The following is a 17302-nucleotide window of genomic DNA, read 5'->3' on the forward strand; positions in this document are numbered from 1 at the left end:
TTCCTTTTACTTGTTCGTCAATCGGTTTGCATTCGGCGCCACGGTCAGCAGCCGCGCCAGCATGGCGGGGTCGCGCTGTTCGGGCGCGGTCATGATGGCGGTGTCCAACGCGCGGTCGCAGCCGCAGCGGCAGGCGCCGCCGTGGCGGCCCAGGCGCTGCACGGCTTCTTCCACCAGCCGGCGCGCGCTGTCGCCGATTTCGGCCATCCGTTCCGCCACCAGCGCGGCGTTGACCGGTTCCTGCGATTCGAACCAACAGTCGTAGTCGGTGGGGATGGCCACCAGCGCGTAGCACAGCTCGGCTTCGCGGGCGAGCTTGGCTTCCGGCATCGCTGTCATGCCTATCACGGTGCCGTCCCACTGGCGGTAAAGCCGGGACTCGGCGCGGGTGGAGAATTGCGGCCCCTCCATCACCACATAGGTGCCGCCGTCGCGCGCCGGCACGCCCGCGGCGGCGGCGCTGTCGGCCAGCGCTTCGCGCATGCGGCCGCAGACCGGATCGCCGAAGGGCACATGGCCGACCAGGCCGGGACCGAAGAAGGTTTTGTCGCGCATCAGCGTGCGGTCGATGAACTGGTCGACCAGCACGAAATGGCCGGGGGGCACGTCTTCGCGCAGGCTGCCCACCGCGCTCATCGACAGGATCTGGGCGCAGCCCACGCTGCGCAGCGCGGCGATATTGGCCTTGACGTTGATCGATGCGGGCGGGATCGCGTGGCCTGGGCCATGGCGCTGCAGGAAGGCTACCGGCACGCCGCCGAGATAGCCGGTGACCACCGGCGAGGACGGCGCGCCGAAGGTGGTGGCGCAGTGGACGGTGCGGGCGTCGGTCAGGCCCAGCAGCCGCTGGAAACCGCTGCCGCCTATGATGCCGATGCGGGCCGGATGGGATTCAGTCATGGTGGATTCCTTGGGTGGAGAGGCGGCCGGCCAGCGGCGGGGCCACCAGCCGTTCGCGCAGTTCGGACAGCGCCGACGGCGCGTTGCCGCGGCAGCGCAGCAGGCCCTCGCTGGCATGCTCGGTGTAGCGAGGGTCGTGGATCTTCAGGTGTCGGTCTATCGCCGGCAGGTAGTTCCAGCGCACACCGGGGTATAGGGAGTGGACGAGATGGTAGGCGTCAGAGGTGGGGGCGATGAACACCCGCACCAGCCAGCCGCTGACGCCGAAGTAGTCGGTGGGGCGGCCCATCAGGTATTCCAGCTCCAGCCGCTCCTGCGGGAAGCCGGGCATGAACCAGCGATGTTCGGCAAGCAGCGACACCCAGGCGAATACCGGGTAGGAGGTGAACAGCGGCAGCAGCCAGCCGAAGGCCACGCCGGCCCAGCCGCCGACCCAGTACAGCAGCGCGCCGGTCGCCAGCAGCGTCGCGCAGCGGGCCAGCGCCGTGGTTTTGGAATGGTTGAGCAGGCTGTTGCGCGTCATTGTGCTCAGGTTGTTCCAGAAGCCGGCCGGCCACAGCGGGTACAGCAGGCGGGCCAGGAAGGCGGCATCCGACAGGCCGGCCAGATAGCCGCCAGCGAACACCCGGGCGCGGTTGGGGTCCAGTTCCGGGTGATTGGGTTTGCGGTGATGGTCGCCATGGGTTTTGTGGCGGCTGTGCATGTCGCGCTTGAACACCGGGAACTGGTAGAAGATGTCGCTCAGCCACCATTGCCAGGCATGGGACGGGCACAGCGCGAAATGGACGGCGTTGTGGCCGAACTCCTGCAGCGCGCGCATGCGGCCGCCGCTCCACAGCGTCACCAGCGCCCAGCCCACGGCGGAGTCGGCCAGCGCGGCCGCCATCACCGCCGCCACGATGTCCAGCCAGGTCCAGACGAAGGGCAGCGGCGCGAGCCAATTGTCGAGCGGACGATAATAGGTTTCCGGATTGTCGTTGATGCGCGGCAGCAGCCGCAGCCTACGCATCACCGGCCCGCTGTCGCGGTAATAGAAATAGACGATGCCGCGCATCGCCAGCGAGGCGGCCAGCACCGCCAGCAGAGGGTAAAGGGAATTCATGAGGGTTCTCCCGCCGCGGCCGGCGCGGACAGCGCCGGCAGCAATTCCGCCAGGCTGGCGCAGACCGGCGCATCTCCTTCGTCGAGCCGCGCCCGGTCCTGATGGCCGGTTTCCACCAGCAGCGCGCGCCAGCCGACTTGCCGCGCCACCTCGCAGTCGTGCAGCGTGTCGCCGATGAACAGCGTATCTGCCGGCGGCAGCGCCAGCCGGGATTGCAATGCCCGGGCTTCATCCAGCTTGCCCGAGGCGTGGGTGTGGTCCAGGCCGACCACATGCTGGAAACTGCCCAGCAGCCGCTTGGCGTCCAGCGTGCGCAACAACACGTCGCGCTGCGACGCCGACAGCACCGAGGCGCCAATGCCGCGGACGGTGGCTAGCTCCAGCAGTTCCGCGACGCCGTCGTGCATTGGACAGCGCGCGACATGGGCGTCGAAATGCTCGAGGTAGACGGCGACGATGTCGGCGAACGGATGACGCTTGAAGTTGAATCCCAGCCGCCCGTAGAACTCGGCGATCGGGAAGCCGAACTCGCGCCGGTAGCGCTCGCGGGTGACCGGTTCCGCGCCGAAGCGCGCGCAGCAGCGGTTCACCGACGCCACCGCCAGATCAATGTCGTCGATCAGGGTGCCGTTCCAGTCGAAGACCAGGTGGCGCACTCCGGCCAGCCACGATGCCGCGCTCATGGATGGCCTCCGCCGGTCCGCAGCGAGCCAAGCACGATGCGCGCGGCGATGGGCGGCGCGTACAGCCGGGACGGGCTGACGATCAGGTTGCTGACGCCGATCTGGGCTTCCAGCGCGCCGCGGTGGTAGGCGGACAGTCGGGTCAGTCCGGCGCCGTACCAGTGCAGGAAACGGGTGCGCCAGTCGCGCTCGCCCTCGGTTTCCGGGAAGCGCAGGTCTTCGGTGACCGCCATCTGCCAGGCGGGGTCCAGCACCCGGCACAGCTTTTCCTGCAGCTCCTGGAAGCCCAGCCCGCCGGCCAGCAGCGCGTCCAGGTTCTCGCCCAGGCATTCCGCCTCCAGCGCGCACAGCGTCATGCCCTGGCTGTACAGCGGATTCATGCTGCCCAGCGCGTCGCCGACCACCAGCAGGCCGTCCGGCCAGCGCGACAGCTGGTCGTAATGGCGGCGCAGGCTGCCGGGCATGCGGAATACCGACACGTCGGACAGCGGTTCGGCGTTCTGTATCACCTGGTGGATGTCCGGCATTGGCAGCGCGGCCAGCGCTTTCAGGAAGGCGTTCGGGTCGCGGTCCGGATATTGGCCGAACCAGCCGCCGGTGGTCACCATCCAGCGGTCGCCTTCTATCGGACTGATCACGCCCATCGCGCGCTGATGCGGCGGCGTGGCGAGCACCAGCAGTACTTTCCATTGGCTGGCGAACTCAGGGCAGCGCCGGTAGATGCGCGACGCATAGCCGAGGTCGGTTTTCACCATGCTTTTTTCCACCGCGCCGAAACCGGCGGTTTCCAGCCAGCCGGGCAGGCGGGTGCCGCGGCCGCTGGCGTCCACCAGCGCGTCGGCGTCCAGCGTCCAGGCATGGTCGTCGTTGCGCAGCCGGACGCCGGCGACCGCCAGCTTGTCGCCGTCGCGGCGGAAATCCACCCCTTCCATCTGGGTGCGCGACAACACCGTGATCTGAGGCAGCCGCGAGACGCGGCGGCGCAGATGGGTGTCGATCAGCCGGCGGCTGCAGTAATGAGCGTGGATGCCGCAGCGATAGCGGTTTTTCCAGCGCCCGGCCTGATACCACTTGACGTCGTGGCCCAGGTCGGCGACCAACGCGCCGGCCTGCTCCAGCTCCGACAGGAAACCGGGGAAGATGGCCTCCATGATCTCTTTGCCCCGCTGCAAGAGCAGATGGACGTGGTGTTCTTGCGGCACGCTTTGGCGCGCGCCGGTTTCATCGTGGAAATCGCTTTTCTCCACAATGGTGACGCGGGCGTAGCGGCGGGCCAGCGCGGCGGCCGCCAGGCAACCGGCGATGCTGCCGCCCAGCACCACTGCGTGGCCGGCTTCAACTCGGGGAGTAGTCATTCAATGTCCTCGCGATGTAGTCGAGGTCTTCGCTGGTCAGGTCCGGATGCAGCGGCACCGTGGTCAGCGAGCGCAGCAGCCGGGCGGCGTTCGGGCAATCGCGGCGGTAGCGTTCCAGCAGCGGCAGCTGGTACAGCGGCTGGTTGTCGTACTTGCCGATATCGGACGGGATGCCGCGCGCCATCTGATAGCGCACCAGTTGCCGGCCGTCGTGGCCCACCGCCTGCAGCAGCAGAGCGTAGCCATTGGCCTGGCCATGCGCGGGCAGCGGCAATTCGCGCAGCGCCGGGTTGTCCAGCGCGGCCAGCAGCCGTTCGCGGTTGCTCAGGCGGATGTCGAGATGCCGGGTCAGTTGGCGGCTGCGTGCCAACCCCAATGCTGCCTGCAGGCCGCCCAGCTTCAGATTGATGCCCACGCTCTGGCCGGTGAGGTTGCCGAAACGGGTGTAGGCGCGGATGCGCTCGGCCCGGCGCGGATCGGCGGTCATGACGAAGCCGCCTTCGCCGGTGGACATGAATTTGCAGTCGTGGGTGCTGAAGCAGCAGATGTCGCCGATGCGGGCCAGCCAGTCGCCGTTGAGCCGGGTCAGGTGGCAGTGCGCCAAGTCCTGGATCAGCGGGATGCCGCGTTCGCGCAGCAGCGTCCAGGTCCGGTGGGAGGGAATGGGATAACCCCACATCGGCACCTCGATCACCGCGCAGGTGCGCGGCCCCAGGCAGCGTTGGAGATCGTCCGGGTCCAGGCCGAAGCTGTCGGGCGCCACATCGCAGAACACCGGCACGAGCCCCAGGGCCAGGATGGGCAGCACGGTGCAGATCGGGCAGGTGGGCGCCAGCACCACTTCGTCTCCAGGCGCGAAATCGACGCCGGCCAGAGCGGCGTTGACCGAGGCCGCGCCGGAGGAGACGGCGATCATGTGCGGCAGGCCGTACAGATCGCCCAGCGCCGCTTCGTATTCGGCGACGATCTCCGCGGTGCCGGACAGGCCGTCGCGCAGCGCGCGCGCCAGCTCGGCGACATCGTCCGGCGTGTCATGGACGCAGGTTTCGGCGATATGGCGTGTTTCCAGCGCAAGCGTGCTCATCATCGGACTCCCTGCTGCACCGCCTGCCACACGGCATCGTCGTCGTACAGGCGTTCCAGCATGCGTCGGAAATTGGCGAACATCGGCAGCTGCTCCAGGCGCTCGCGCGGGAAGAAGCCTACCTCCACCGCCTCCCGGCCCGGGGGGCAGCGCCGCTCGGGCGTGGCGCACAGGTAGATCAGGTCCAGGTGGTAGTGCGGGGTTTTCGGATCGGCGATGTATTCGCACAGCACCCGGTACGGACGGTGCAGCGCGGAGACGTCGGCTTCTTCGTCCTCCAGTGCGACATCGCGCTCGCCCAGCAGCCTGGCATGGATGCCGGTTTCCTCGCGCACCTCGCGCAGCGCCGCCTCGTCCGGCGTTTCGTGCCGTTCGACGTGGCCGCCCGGGTACAACCAGACGCCGAGCTTGCGGTGGCGCAGCAGCAGCACTTCATGGTGGGGGTTGAGCACGAAGGCTGAAGCGGTGAAATGCCGCTCCAGCCCGGCGCGCTGCATCGCGCGGTCGGTGATCATGGCGCCTGGTATCCGTTGATGACGTCGGCCATGTAATCCAGCTCCGCGTCGCTCAGCGCGGGGTGCACGGGCAGCGTGGTCATGCCGGAGAGCAGCGCCTCGGCGTTTGGGCAGTCGAGGCGGTATTCGGCCAGCGCCGGGAAGCGGTACAGCGCCTGGCAGCCGTAGCGCTTGATGTCGGACGGCACGCCGCGGGCGTCCAGGTAGTCGATGAAGGCGCGGTTGTCGGCGAAGTCCAGCTCCAGATTGAGGAAGTAATAGTTGGGATTGCCGCCTTCAATGATCAGCTTTTCCCGTACCTGGGGATGGCGCAGCCGCTGCAGCAGATGGCGGGCGTGGGTCCGCCGGAGGTCTATCTGCTCGGAAAGCTTGCCCAGCCTGCTGTGGCCCAGGGCAGCCGGCAGCGCGGCCAGCTTGTAGTTGAGGCCGAAGTCCGCGCCGTTGAGGTTGCCGAAGCGGCTGTAGGAGCGGCAGCGCTCGGCGAGCTCGGCGTCGTCGGTCAGCACGAAGCCGCCTTCTCCGGTAGCCAGCGGTTTGCGCTCGTGGGTGCTGAAGCAGGACAGGTGGCCGTAGGCGGACAGGTGCTTGCCGTGCAGCGTGCTGCCGTGCGAGTGAGCTAGGTCCAGGATCAGCTTCAGGTCCAGCGAGTCGGCCAGTTCGCGCAGCTCGTCCACCTCGGTGGGATAGCCCCACATCGGGATGTCGATCAGCGCCACGGCGCGGGGGGAGACGCGGTCGCGCACCGAGTCGGGGTCGGCGCCGAAGCCATGGATGCGGGTATCGACGAACACCGGGTTGGCGCCGGCGGCGATGATGGGGTAGACGGTGCACAGCGGGCAGCTGGGCGTCAGCAGCACGTCGTCGCCCGGCCGCACGCCGGCGGCGTACAGCGCCACGCTGACCGCCGCGCCGCCGGAGGACAGGGCGACGGCTTCGGCGGCGCCGAACCAGCCAGCCAGCGCCTGCTCGTAGGCGGCCACGGTGTCGCTGGTGCCGGACAGCGCGCCGCGCAGCGCCCGCTCCAGCGCGGGAAGGTCGTCCGGGTACTGCGGACGGTATTTGTCGGAGATGACGCGGTCGGCGGTTTGCGCCGCGGCGATGGTTTCGGTCATGAAAGGCTCCTGTTCGATTACAGCGACAGCGATTCGATGCCGGTGCGTATCCGGCTGTTGGCGTTCTGCAGGCCTTGGGCCACGGCGTCGGCGGAGCAGATTTCCTCAATCACGCGGTAAGTGGGCAACAGGCTGGCGAAGTCTGCCTCGAAGCGGCGGTGTTCGCGTATCGCCTGAAAGAACTGGTGCAACTCGCCGTGGTAGCCGCTGCGCTCATAGCCGGAGTCCAGCGGCCCTGGCTGCCAGGCGCCGCGCCAGCGCTTGGCGGTGCCGGTGGGGCGGGTGGCGTGCTCGGGCTCGTGCAGCGTGATGTTCCACAGGTTGTCCAGCTCCACCAGGGTGGAGGTGGAGCTGACCAGCTTCATGTCGAATTCGAAGTAGGGGAAGCTGGTGCCGGCCAGCAGGCTGGCGGTGGCGCCGGAAGAGAAGGCCATGTCGGCTTTGACGATCAGCGCGTCCTCGTGGCGCTGGACGCTGGACTGCACCCGGCGCAGCTCGCCGTCGCCGAAGGTGATGGCCAGGTCTATGGTGTGGATCGCCTGCGCCAGCAGGAAGGAGCGTAGCGTGGAGTCCAGGCCCCATAGCGGGGCGCGGGGCTTGTTGGCGTAGTGGTTGAGCTGGATGTGCAGGGTTTCGCCGAACTCGTCCACCAGGGTCATTTCGCGCAGCTGGCGCACCGGGCGGGCGAACTTGAAGTTCATGCCCACGCCGGACACCACGTCGCTGCGGTTCGCGGCGTCGATCAGCGTTTCCAGCTCCTCCAGCGTCGCGCACGGCGGCTTCTCGACGAACACGTTGACGCCCTTGCCCATCGCCAGCAGCCCCATTTCGAAGTGCAGCTGAGGCGGGCCGGCCATGATCACCGCGTCCAGCTGGACCTGGTTCAGCATGTCCGGCACGTTGTCGTGCACCGGAATGTCCGAGATGAAGCGGTGGATGCGCCGCGCCCGTTCCAGATCGCTGTCGCAGGCGGCGACGATCCGTATGTCCTGCATCTGCAGCAAGGACGGCAGCAGGTTTTCCTGCATTTGCGCGCCGATGCCGACAAGGCCAACTTTGATCAAACTCATCGTGAATCTCCATGACGGCCCACGCGCGGGGCGCGGCGAGCCTGTCTTGCTCGGGATTGATGAAAAAGCCTCGGCCCTGCGCGGATAAGCGCATGGCGGAGTCATGCCCCAATGAGGAAAAGCGACACAGCCACTAGCGAGTTTTTATCGTTGGCATCCGGATTCGCGGGACGCGACGCCCGGTGCGGGCGGAGAGGCTCTGAAGGCCTTGCGGGAAACGGTTTTGGACCGGTTATGCGGCGAGTATGTGCCGCGGGTGGCTGGGGAGGCTGCGAATACTGATAGAAAAGACAGGTCTGTTTTAGTCGGAACTGTCAGGTAGAGATGGTCAGGGAGCGTGGAATGTCAGACGCGGCGGGGCTCGCGCAGTGTTGCCATTCGCGCCACATGCAAAAACGCCGCCGGGAGACCGGCGGCGTCGATGGGAACTTGCGGGGCTCAGGCCGCGTCGTCGACCCAGCGGATGGCCTGGGTGGGCACCGCCTTGTTTTCCACCTTGATCTGCAGAGCAAGGCCGCCGCAGGAGGTTTCGCGATACTTGGCGTCCATGTCCTTGCCAGTTTCGTACATGGCGGCGATCACCTTGTCCAGCGACACCTTGGGGCTGCTGACGCGGTGCATGGCCATCCGGGCGGCGTTGATCGCCTTGACCGCGGCGATGGCGTTGCGCTCGATGCAGGGAATCTGCACCTGGCCGGCCACCGGGTCGCAGGTCAGGCCCAGGTTGTGCTCCATGGCGATTTCGGCCGCCATGCACACCTGGGACGGGCTGCCGCCCATCAGTTCGGTCAGGCCGGCCGCGGCCATCGAACAAGCGACGCCCACTTCGCCCTGGCAGCCCACTTCGGCACCGGAGATGGAGGCGTTCAGCTTGAACAGGCAACCGATGGCGCCGGAGGACAGGAAGAAGCGCAGACAGCTGTCGTCGTCCAGCGGCTGGATGAAGTGGTTGTAGTAGGCCAGCACCGCCGGCACGATGCCGCAGGCGCCGTTGGTGGGCGCGGTCACCACGCGGCCGCCGGCGGCGTTTTCCTCGGACATCGCCATCGCGTACATATTGACCCAGTCCATCACGCTCATCGGGTCCTTGGCCACGGTGAGCGAACTGGTCAGCATCCGGTGCAGGGCCGGCGCGCGGCGCGGAATGCGCATCGGGCCTGGCAGGTTGCCTTCGGTGCGCATGCCGCGCTCGACGCTGCTTTTCATCACTTCCCACACGCGGCGGAAGTGCGCTTGCACCTCGCCCACTTCGTGGAAGGCTTTTTCGTTTTCCATCACCAGCGCGGCGATGGACAGGCCGGTTTCTTCGCACATGTCCATCAGTTGCTGGGCGGTGACGAAGTGGTAGGGCACCGGGGTGTCGCTGCAGCTGGACTGGTTGAAGTGCTCTTCGTCGACGATGAAGCCGCCGCCGATCGAGTAGTAAGTCTTGGTCAGAACCTTCTCATCGCCGATATAGGCGTGGATCTGCATGCCGTTTTCGTGCAGCGGCAGGTTGGCGGTGTGGAAATCCATGCCGAAGGCCACGCGCTGGTGGGTGCGGCCCAGCGTCAGCTGGCCGGTTTGCTCCACGTCGGCCATCAGGCTGGCGGTGGCGTCCGGGTCCACGGTGTCCGGCAGATTGCCGGCGAGTCCGAGGATGATGGCCTGGTCGGTGCAGTGGCCCTTGCCGGTGAGGGCAAGCGAGCCGTAGCAGTCCACGTGGACGCGGTTGACTTGGTTGAATTTGCCGGTTTCCTTGAGCGCGCCGAGGAACTGGTGTCCGGCCTTCATCGGGCCGACGGTGTGGGAACTGGAGGGGCCTACGCCGATTTTGTAGATGTCGCTCATGCTGAACATGATGCTACCTCTTTGAAGCTGGTACAGAAGGAGAACAGGCCGCGATCCGCGGCCTGTTTGCTTACGATCAGGCGATCAGATCGTAGAAGATGGCGGAGATGGCGATCAGGCCGATCAGCGTCACGAAGATGTTGCTGGCGGCGCCGGAGTACTTCTTCATCGCCGGCACTTTCTGGATCGCGTACATCGGCATCAGGAACAGCAGCATCGCGATCACCGGGCCGCCCAGGGTTTCGATCATGCCCAGGATGGACGGGTTGATGGTGGCGATGATCCAGCAGGTCACGATCATGAACACGGCGGTGTAGCGGTCCAGCTTGGAGGACTCGATGGTCTTGCCATTTTGACGCAGCTGCTTGACCACCAGGCCGTTGAAGCCTTCCTTGGCGCCCAGGTAGTGGCCCAGGAAGGATTTGCTGATGGCGACCATGGCGATGATCGGGGCGACCCATTCCATCACCGGGTTCTGGAAGTGGTTGGCCAGGTAGGACAGGATGGAGATGTTCTGGGCCTTGGCGGCGGCCAGATCGGCCGGGCTCAGGCTGAACACGCAGCTGAACACGAAGAACATCACGGTCAGCACCATCATGGTGTGGGCGCGGATCAGCACGCGGCTGGAAGCCGGCTCGGCGTCATCGCCGTGCAGCTTGCGCTGGTCGACGGAGAAGGACGAGATGATCGGCGAGTGGTTGAACGAGAACACCATCACCGGAATTGCCAGCCACAGCGTCTTGTAGAAGGCGCCGCTGGACACGGCGTCGCCCAGGCTGCCGGCATGGCGGATGGCGGTGTCGCTCCATTGCGGGATCAGGTACAGCGCCAGCAGCATCAGCACCACCACGAACGGGTAGACCAGGATGCTCATCGCCTTGACGATGACTTGGCCGCCCAGGCGCACGATGGACATCAGGCCCAGGATCAGCGCCAGCGAGAACACCGCGCGGGTGGCGATGCCGCTGCCCACTTCGATGTGCAGCTGGTTATTGAGGAAGGACAGCACCGTGTTGGTGATGGCCACGCTGTACATCAGCAGGATCGGGTAGATCGCGAAGAAGTACAGCAGGGTGATGATCTTGCCGGCGCCGATGCCGAAGTGCTCTTCCACCACTTCGGTGATGTCGGCGCCTTCCTTGCTGCCGGACAGCACGAAGCGGGTCAGGCCGCGGTGGGCGAAGAAGGTCAGCGGCAGGGCGAGGATGGCCATCAGCATCAGTGGCCACAGGCCGCCGATGCCGGCGTTGATCGGGAGGAACAGGACGCCGGCGCCGATGGCGGTGCCGTACAGGCCGAGCATCCAGGTGGTGTCGTGCTTGGTCCATCCGGACGAGCCGGAACGGGGAGCGGTTGAGGCGATTGCTTGAGACATGATGAGGTGCCTTTTACAAAACGAATATTTCGCAATTACTAGGTCCGATGTCCTGAGCCTTTGTCTTTCAAACCAGGCCATCGGGAGAAAGCTGTTCTAACCGGCGCGATCCCGAGCGGTGGATGCCTATCCGGTTGACTTGCTGCTCATCGTAAGTGCTTTGTAGTTTGAAAGGTACACATTTAAGAACATCAGTTGATTCTAATCAAGATAAATTTGTCATCAAATGAACAAATGAACACAGTCAGGTAGCGGAAAGCGGAATTAATTCATAATGCTTTTCGGGTTTAATTGAAATTAATTTTTATTTTTTTAAATTTTGAGCAATAAAATTTCTTGAAAATGTTTTAATTCATTAATTGTTCCAATTTTTTACATTTCGCGCATCTTGCAAGGCAGGCTTGGCATCAATTGTTGTATGGAGTAATTGCTCGGCAACAAATTTGCGTCGCTAGAGAGGCTGAAGCGATGAATCTTAGGATGGAAACCGGCATTGCCATGCATGCGGATACGCAGTCTATCTGTCAGCTTCCATCATGGTTTTTATTTTCAAGATTCTGAATTTAAACAATTTTTCTGGTGGTTTTGGCAGGTGGGCGAAGCAATGAGTGGGAAGGCTAGCCGTTTGTTCGAATATGATTGAAGTTGTTCGAAACAGTACTATCCTTGGTTATTGGTATGATCTAAAATGTTCGATTGTGAAAAATAATTATCAAAAATGAACAATATTGTTTTCGGAACTGGTGAGCGTAAGTCTCGGCCGCGGCTAGGCCATGCTTGAGTTGATCCATGGCCAGCCGCGTGGAGTCAAGCCTGCGGTGGATAGTTAGTCTGAGATCATGGCTGATATTGCCAAATTATTTTTTAAATCAATCGCTTGATTTTCTACGCGGCTATTCCGCTGGATATGAGTGGGATGATCGTACGCTGGCGGGCATCAACCGGGCGGACGCTAAGCGGGACCGGATGCAGTCTTGATTGTTATCAAACACAAATTTACTAAAACGAACATAAAATTTGCGGGAAGTCGCACTGGATGCGAACGGCCCCGGCCCGCGTCCGCTCTGCGCCAGCTTACCCACTATTGAAGAGACGAAATGAAATGAGCCACCCATCCACCCTCGCCTATGTGGTCGACGAGGCAGCCAGCAAGCAGGAAGTGCTGCTGTCCGAGCCCGGCCGCTATCTGCTCAGCGCCGCCATGGCCGGCGCCCTGATCGCCGTTGTGCTTGCGGTCAGCCTGAAACTGGGCCAGGTGTTCTTCGCCGCCGGCGATTCCGGCTATTACATCGCCACTTCCGGCTTCTTCGGCGTGGCGCTGGTCAGCATCATCGTCTGCAAGGTGGAGCTATTCACCAGCAATGTGATGTATTTCACCGTCGGCCGCCTGAGCGGACGCTGCCGCACCTGCAACCTGTTGCGCAGCTGGGCGGTGGTGTATATCGGCAACCTGATCGGCGTGCTGCTGTTCGTCGCCGTGCTGGCCGGTGCCGGCGGCATGGGCGCGTTGCCCGCCAACCATCTGCTGTTCAGCGTGGTGGAACACAAAGTCCATGCGTCTTCGCTGGAGATCTTCTGGAAAGGCGTGCTGTGCAACTGGGTGATCTGCTTGGCGGTCTGGGTGCCGATGCGGCTGGCCAACGAGGCGGCGCGCTTGCTGATCATCATGTTGCTGGTGTTCGTGTTCTTCTTCTCCGGCTTCGAGCACAGCATCGCCAACATGGCCTTCTTCGCGCTGGCCAAGCTGCAGGGCATGGCTGGCCTGGAGTGGGGCGGCATCCTGCATAATATGGTGCCGGCCACGTTGGGCAATATTGTCGGCGGCGCCATCGGCGTGGGCCTGGTGGTGTTCCGGCTGGAACGCCACACGCTGCAGGCTGTCTGATGCTTTAGGGAAACATTCCGGCCGGCGGACGGCATGTGGATGTTCGATTTCGAATGTAGTCGGCGCGGTACATGGCGTACCGCGCCGATTTTGCTATAAACCATTGAGAAAATAAGGACATTGGACGCATCTGGCATGTTGCGCCGCGGAATCGAAAACGCGCCGAAAGCGGTGGTTGACTTGACTAAGATCAAGCGAAATTTTCGAATCCGAATGTACGATGTGTTCAATATCTAACACTTACTGGATCAGCCAAGAAGGAGGCACCAGATGGACGCCATCACTCAAAATGCTACCCAAGCCAACCCGTGGCGCGACTTCGCCGCAGGCGACTGGCAGAGCAAGGTCGATGTCCGCAACTTCATCCAGCTGAACTATCAGCCGTACGAAGGCGACGACAGCTTCCTGGCTGGCGCCACCGAGCGCACCAAGAAGCTGTGGGATACTCTGGGCGAACTGCTGAAGCAGGAACGCGCCAAGGGCGTGCTGGACGTGTCCGCCGACCGCGGCTCCTCCATCACCGCGCACGAAGCCGGCTACATCGACCAGGCCAACGAAGTGATCGTCGGCCTGCAAACCGATGCCCCGCTGAAGCGCGCCATCATGCCGAACGGCGGCCTGCGCATGGTCGAGAACGGCCTGGAAGCCTTCGGCTTCAAGCTGGACCCGATGATCAAGGAAGTGTGGGAAAAGTATCGCAAGAGCCATAACCAGGGCGTGTTCGATGTCTACACCCCGGAAATCATGGCTTGCCGCAAGTCTGGCGTGATCACCGGCCTGCCGGACGCCTACGGCCGCGGCCGCATCATCGGCGACTACCGCCGCGTGGCCCTGTACGGCACCGACTTCCTGCGCGCCGAGCGCCAGCAAGTGTTCCACGAGCTGGACAACGCCACCTTCACCGATGAAGTGATGCGCCAGCGCGAAGAGCTGTCCGAACAATTCCGCGCTCTGGACGAGCTGAAGCAGATGGCCGCCAAGTACGGTTACGACATCAGCCGCCCGGCCGCCAATGCCCGCGAAGCGGTGCAGTGGGTGTACTTCGCCTACCTGGCCGCCGTCAAGGAACAGAACGGCGCCGCCATGTCCTTCGGCCGCGTGTCCACCTTCCTGGACGTCTACATCGAGCGCGACATCGCCGCCGGTGCGCTGACCGAGGCTGAAGCCCAGGAAATGATCGACGATCTGGTGATCAAGCTGCGCATTGTTCGCTTCCTGCGCACTCCGGAATACGATCAACTGTTCTCCGGCGACCCGACCTGGGTGACCGAATCCATCGGCGGCATGGGCGAAGACGGCCGCACCCTGGTGACCAAGAACAGCTTCCGTTTCCTGAACACCCTGTACAACCTGGGCCCGGCCCCGGAACCGAACCTGACCGTGCTGTGGTCCACCCGCTTCCCGCAAGGTTTCAAGAACTTCTGCGCCAAGGTCTCCATCGATACCAGCGCCATCCAGTATGAAAACGACGATCTGATGCTGCCTTACTGGGGCGACGACTACGGCATCGCCTGCTGCGTGTCGGCGATGAAGATCGGCAAGCAGATGCAGTTCTTCGGCGCCCGCGCCAACCTGGCCAAGGCCATGCTGTACGCAATCAACGGCGGCCGCGACGAGAAATCCGGCGCGCTGGTGGCCCACGGTTTCGAGCCCATCACCAGCGACGTGCTGACCTACGACGAGCTGATGCCCAAGTTCGAGAAGATGATGGACTGGCTGGCCGCCACCTACGTCAAGGCGCTGAACTGCATCCATTACATGCACGACAAGTACGCCTACGAGCGCATCGAGATGGCGCTGCACGACCGCGACATCGTCCGCACCATGGCTTGCGGCATCGCCGGCCTGTCGGTGGCCGCCGACTCGCTGTCCGCCGTCAAGTTCGCCAAGGTCCACATCATCCGCAATGAAGAAGGCCTGGCCGTCGACTACAAGATCGAAGGCGACTACCCGGCTTACGGCAACAACGACGACCGCGTCGACGACATCGCCGTGTGGCTGACCCAGTCCTTCATGGACAAGATCAAGGCCCAGCCGTACTTCTATCGCGATTCCAAGCCGACCCAGTCGGTGCTGACCATCACTTCCAACGTGGTGTACGGCAAGAAGACCGGCAACACCCCGGACGGCCGCCGCGCCGGCGAACCGTTCTCCCCGGGCGCCAACCCGATGAACGGCCGCGACGTGAAGGGCTTTGTCGCCGCGGGCGCCTCGGTGGCCAAGCTGCCGTACGACTCGGCGCTGGACGGCATCAGCTGGACCGCTTCGGCCACGCCTGACGCGCTGGGCCACACCGCTGAAGAGCGCATCCTGAACCTGGCTAACTGCCTGGACGGTTTCTGCTCCGCGCATCCGACCGAGTTCAGCAGCGCCAACTGCACGCCGTTCGATTGCGAAGGCGAGCGCCACATCGCCGGCGGCGGCTTCCACGTCAACGTCAACGTGTTCAAGCGCGAAACCCTGCTGGATGCGATGGAGCACCCGGAACTGTACCCGCAGCTGACCATCCGCGTGTCGGGCTACGCCGTGAACTTCATCAAGCTGACTCGCGAGCAGCAGATGGACGTGATCAACCGTACCTTCCACGGCAAGATGTAAGCTGAGTTAGCCTCAAGCAGCAATGGGCGGGGCTTCCACCAGGAACGCCCCGCCTTTTTCATGGATATACCGGAGATACGGCAATGACCCCACCCATCGCCGCAGACCATACCGCCCAAGGCGCCAGCGCCGGCACCATAGGCTATTTGCATTCCACCGAAAGCGGCGCCGGCGTCGACGGCCCCGGCATGCGTTTCGTGTTTTTCACCTCGGGCTGTCAATTCCGCTGCCTGTACTGCCATAACCCGGATACCTGGAAGCTGCACAACGGCCGCCAGGTGACGGTGGAGCAGGCCTTGTCCGAAGTTGCGTCTTACGCCCGTTTTCTTAAATTCGCCGGCGGCGTCACCATTTCCGGCGGCGAGCCGCTGATGCAGCATGAGTTCGTCGGCGAGCTGTTCCATGCGATCAAGCAACGCTTCGGCCTGCACACCGCGCTGGATACCCAAGGTTTCCTGCATGAGCGGGTGACGGACGAATGGTTCGACGATGTCGATCTGGTGATGCTGGACATCAAGCATTCCGATCCCGACAAGTATCAGGCCCTGACCGGCCAGCCCTTGCAGCCTACGCTGGACTTCGCCCAGCGGCTGCAGCGGCTCGGCAAGAAGATGTGGATACGCTATGTGCTGGTGCCCGGCCTGACTGACGGCGACGCCGACATCGAGCGGCTGGCCGATTTCGTCGCCACGCTGGGCGACGTGGTGGAGCGGGTGGAGGTGCTGCCTTTCCACCAACTGGGCAAGGACAAGTGGGCGCAGCTGGGCATGGAGTACCAGCTGAACGACACGCCTATCCCCACCGCCGAGCAAGTGGCGCATGCGCGCGCGCTGTTCGCCAGCCGCGGCATGAAAGTCACCTGAGCTTTCGCTGCATTATTTCGCCAAACCGCCGCCGCGCTTCGCGCCGGCGGTTTTTGCGTTTTTGGGGCACCTTGGCGTTTGCGAGCGGTCTGGAATAAGGAAAAGGAGCGGGAATGAGCAAGATTCTGGAGATTTGCGCCGGTTCGCTGGCGTCCTGCATAGCCGCGCAGGAAGGCGGCGCGCAGCGGGTGGAGCTGTGCGACAACCTGGGCGAGGGCGGCACCACGCCGTCCTATGGCACGCTGGCGATGGCGCGCGGCAAGCTGGGTATCAAGCTGCACGCCATCATTCGCCCGCGCGGCGGCGATTTTCTGTATTCCACGCTGGAGTTCGACGCGATGGCGCATGATGTCGAGGTTTGCCGCAGCCTGGGGCTGGATGGCGTGGTGCTGGGCCTGCTGACCGCGGACGGCGATGTCGACGCGGCCCGCACCCGCGAGCTGGCCGCGCTGGCGGGACCGATGGCGGTGACCTTTCACCGCGCTTTCGACTTGGCGCGCGATCCGCGGCGGGCGCTGGAGGACGTGATCGCTGCCGGTTGCACGCGCCTGCTCAGCTCCGGCCAGGCGCCGAGCGCGCCGCAGGGCGCGGCGCTGCTGTCTAGCCTGCGCGAGCAGGCCGGGGCGAGACTGACTGTGATGCCCGGCGCCGGCGTGCGCGCCGGCAATATCGCGGAACTGGCGGCGGCGAGCGGTTGCGTGGAATTCCACGCGTCGGCGCGGGGCATGGCGGAGAGCGGGATGCGCTACCGGCGCGGCGGCGTCGGCATGGGCGTGCCGGGCGTCGATGAATACGCGCGGCAGGAAACTTCGGCGGCGCTGGTGAGGGAACTGCGGGACGCGCTGGATCGCTTATGAGCGGCTGCGCATTGAAGCGGCATGGAATATTGCCAGTCTGAATTTACCTTAAATGTGTGGCACACTTTCTTAA

General features: G+C 64.1%; 14 protein-coding genes. 4 read left to right on the forward strand and 10 right to left on the reverse strand.

Features of this window, described 5'->3' with window-relative positions; translation table 11 throughout:
* Positions 1 to 6: 6 nt before the first annotated feature.
* The 10 genes from mtnP to LQR33_RS05060 all read right to left on the reverse strand — a co-directional run bounded on the left by mtnP (position 7) and on the right by LQR33_RS05060 (position 11026).
* Positions 7 to 900 carry an S-methyl-5'-thioadenosine phosphorylase gene (gene mtnP, locus LQR33_RS05015; RefSeq protein WP_231467840.1) on the reverse strand — a complete coding sequence of 298 codons (894 nt, stop codon included), beginning with the start codon at positions 898 to 900 and terminating at the stop codon, positions 7 to 9.
* Positions 893 to 2002: a fatty acid desaturase family protein gene (locus LQR33_RS05020; RefSeq protein WP_231467842.1), complete on the reverse strand. Its 1110-nt coding sequence runs from the start codon at positions 2000 to 2002 to the stop codon at positions 893 to 895. Before LQR33_RS05020 ends, mtnP begins: the two co-directional genes overlap by 8 nt.
* Entirely contained in the window at positions 1999 to 2685 is a 687-nt protein-coding gene (locus LQR33_RS05025; protein ID WP_166441064.1) for an HAD family hydrolase, read from the reverse strand. Before LQR33_RS05025 ends, LQR33_RS05020 begins: the two co-directional genes overlap by 4 nt.
* Positions 2682 to 4040 carry an NAD(P)/FAD-dependent oxidoreductase gene (locus tag LQR33_RS05030; protein ID WP_166441063.1) on the reverse strand — a complete coding sequence of 453 codons (1359 nt, stop codon included), beginning with the start codon at positions 4038 to 4040 and terminating at the stop codon, positions 2682 to 2684. Before LQR33_RS05030 ends, LQR33_RS05025 begins: the two co-directional genes overlap by 4 nt.
* On the reverse strand, positions 4021 to 5127 hold the full coding sequence (locus tag LQR33_RS05035; RefSeq protein ID WP_231467844.1) for a DegT/DnrJ/EryC1/StrS family aminotransferase: 1107 nt from the start codon (positions 5125 to 5127) through the stop codon (positions 4021 to 4023). Before LQR33_RS05035 ends, LQR33_RS05030 begins: the two co-directional genes overlap by 20 nt.
* Positions 5124 to 5639, reverse strand: a complete 516-nt coding sequence (locus LQR33_RS05040) for an NUDIX hydrolase (RefSeq protein ID WP_166441061.1) — start codon at positions 5637 to 5639, stop codon at positions 5124 to 5126. The genes LQR33_RS05035 and LQR33_RS05040 overlap by 4 nt, the downstream gene beginning before the upstream one ends.
* Positions 5636 to 6751, reverse strand: coding sequence for a DegT/DnrJ/EryC1/StrS family aminotransferase (locus LQR33_RS05045; RefSeq protein WP_231467846.1), 1116 nt, complete (start codon positions 6749 to 6751; stop codon positions 5636 to 5638). The genes LQR33_RS05040 and LQR33_RS05045 overlap by 4 nt, the downstream gene beginning before the upstream one ends.
* A 17-nt stretch (positions 6752 to 6768) precedes the next feature.
* Complete coding sequence (locus LQR33_RS05050) at positions 6769 to 7821, reverse strand: Gfo/Idh/MocA family protein (RefSeq protein WP_231467848.1); 1053 nt, start codon at positions 7819 to 7821, stop codon at positions 6769 to 6771.
* A gap of 438 nt (positions 7822 to 8259) precedes the next feature.
* A complete protein-coding gene (locus tag LQR33_RS05055; RefSeq protein ID WP_166441058.1) occupies positions 8260 to 9660 on the reverse strand; it encodes an L-serine ammonia-lyase in 1401 nt (466 codons plus the stop codon).
* Between the two features lie 67 nt (positions 9661 to 9727).
* A complete protein-coding gene (locus tag LQR33_RS05060) occupies positions 9728 to 11026 on the reverse strand; it encodes an HAAAP family serine/threonine permease (RefSeq protein WP_166441057.1) in 1299 nt (432 codons plus the stop codon).
* Positions 11027 to 12128: 1102 nt separating this feature from the next.
* Between LQR33_RS05060 and LQR33_RS05065 the strand changes: the two genes are divergently transcribed.
* The 4 genes from LQR33_RS05065 (at position 12129) to LQR33_RS05080 (ending at position 17229) form a co-directional block, all read left to right on the forward strand.
* Positions 12129 to 12911: a formate transporter FocA gene (locus LQR33_RS05065; protein WP_221666979.1), complete on the forward strand. Its 783-nt coding sequence runs from the start codon at positions 12129 to 12131 to the stop codon at positions 12909 to 12911.
* Between the two features lie 270 nt (positions 12912 to 13181).
* On the forward strand, positions 13182 to 15509 hold the full coding sequence (pflB, locus tag LQR33_RS05070; protein WP_231467850.1) for a formate C-acetyltransferase: 2328 nt from the start codon (positions 13182 to 13184) through the stop codon (positions 15507 to 15509).
* A gap of 83 nt (positions 15510 to 15592) precedes the next feature.
* A complete protein-coding gene (pflA, locus tag LQR33_RS05075) occupies positions 15593 to 16372 on the forward strand; it encodes a pyruvate formate-lyase-activating protein (RefSeq protein ID WP_166441054.1) in 780 nt (259 codons plus the stop codon).
* 113 nt (positions 16373 to 16485) lie between these two features.
* Positions 16486 to 17229 carry a copper homeostasis protein CutC gene (locus LQR33_RS05080; protein WP_231467852.1) on the forward strand — a complete coding sequence of 248 codons (744 nt, stop codon included), beginning with the start codon at positions 16486 to 16488 and terminating at the stop codon, positions 17227 to 17229.
* The last annotated feature ends 73 nt before the right edge of the window (positions 17230 to 17302 follow it).

The sequence above is a fragment of the Chromobacterium piscinae genome (genome assembly GCF_021129175.1).
GTDB lineage: Bacteria > Pseudomonadota > Gammaproteobacteria > Burkholderiales > Chromobacteriaceae > Chromobacterium > Chromobacterium piscinae.

What these genes read in the sequence shown, in the direction of transcription:
- mtnP (WP_231467840.1), bottom strand. Translation starts at nt 900, where the DNA reads ATGACTGAATCCCATCCGGCCCGCATCGGCATCATAGGCGGCAGCGGT.
- LQR33_RS05020 (WP_231467842.1), bottom strand. Translation starts at nt 2,002, where the DNA reads ATGAATTCCCTTTACCCTCTGCTGGCGGTGCTGGCCGCCTCGCTGGCG.
- LQR33_RS05025 (WP_166441064.1), bottom strand. Translation starts at nt 2,685, where the DNA reads ATGAGCGCGGCATCGTGGCTGGCCGGAGTGCGCCACCTGGTCTTCGAC.
- LQR33_RS05030 (WP_166441063.1), bottom strand. Translation starts at nt 4,040, where the DNA reads ATGACTACTCCCCGAGTTGAAGCCGGCCACGCAGTGGTGCTGGGCGGC.
- LQR33_RS05035 (WP_231467844.1), bottom strand. Translation starts at nt 5,127, where the DNA reads ATGATGAGCACGCTTGCGCTGGAAACACGCCATATCGCCGAAACCTGC.
- LQR33_RS05040 (WP_166441061.1), bottom strand. Translation starts at nt 5,639, where the DNA reads ATGATCACCGACCGCGCGATGCAGCGCGCCGGGCTGGAGCGGCATTTC.
- LQR33_RS05045 (WP_231467846.1), bottom strand. Translation starts at nt 6,751, where the DNA reads ATGACCGAAACCATCGCCGCGGCGCAAACCGCCGACCGCGTCATCTCC.
- LQR33_RS05050 (WP_231467848.1), bottom strand. Translation starts at nt 7,821, where the DNA reads ATGAGTTTGATCAAAGTTGGCCTTGTCGGCATCGGCGCGCAAATGCAG.
- LQR33_RS05055 (WP_166441058.1), bottom strand. Translation starts at nt 9,660, where the DNA reads ATGTTCAGCATGAGCGACATCTACAAAATCGGCGTAGGCCCCTCCAGT.
- LQR33_RS05060 (WP_166441057.1), bottom strand. Translation starts at nt 11,026, where the DNA reads ATGTCTCAAGCAATCGCCTCAACCGCTCCCCGTTCCGGCTCGTCCGGA.
- LQR33_RS05065 (WP_221666979.1), top strand. Translation starts at nt 12,129, where the DNA reads ATGAGCCACCCATCCACCCTCGCCTATGTGGTCGACGAGGCAGCCAGC.
- pflB (WP_231467850.1), top strand. Translation starts at nt 13,182, where the DNA reads ATGGACGCCATCACTCAAAATGCTACCCAAGCCAACCCGTGGCGCGAC.
- pflA (WP_166441054.1), top strand. Translation starts at nt 15,593, where the DNA reads ATGACCCCACCCATCGCCGCAGACCATACCGCCCAAGGCGCCAGCGCC.
- LQR33_RS05080 (WP_231467852.1), top strand. Translation starts at nt 16,486, where the DNA reads ATGAGCAAGATTCTGGAGATTTGCGCCGGTTCGCTGGCGTCCTGCATA.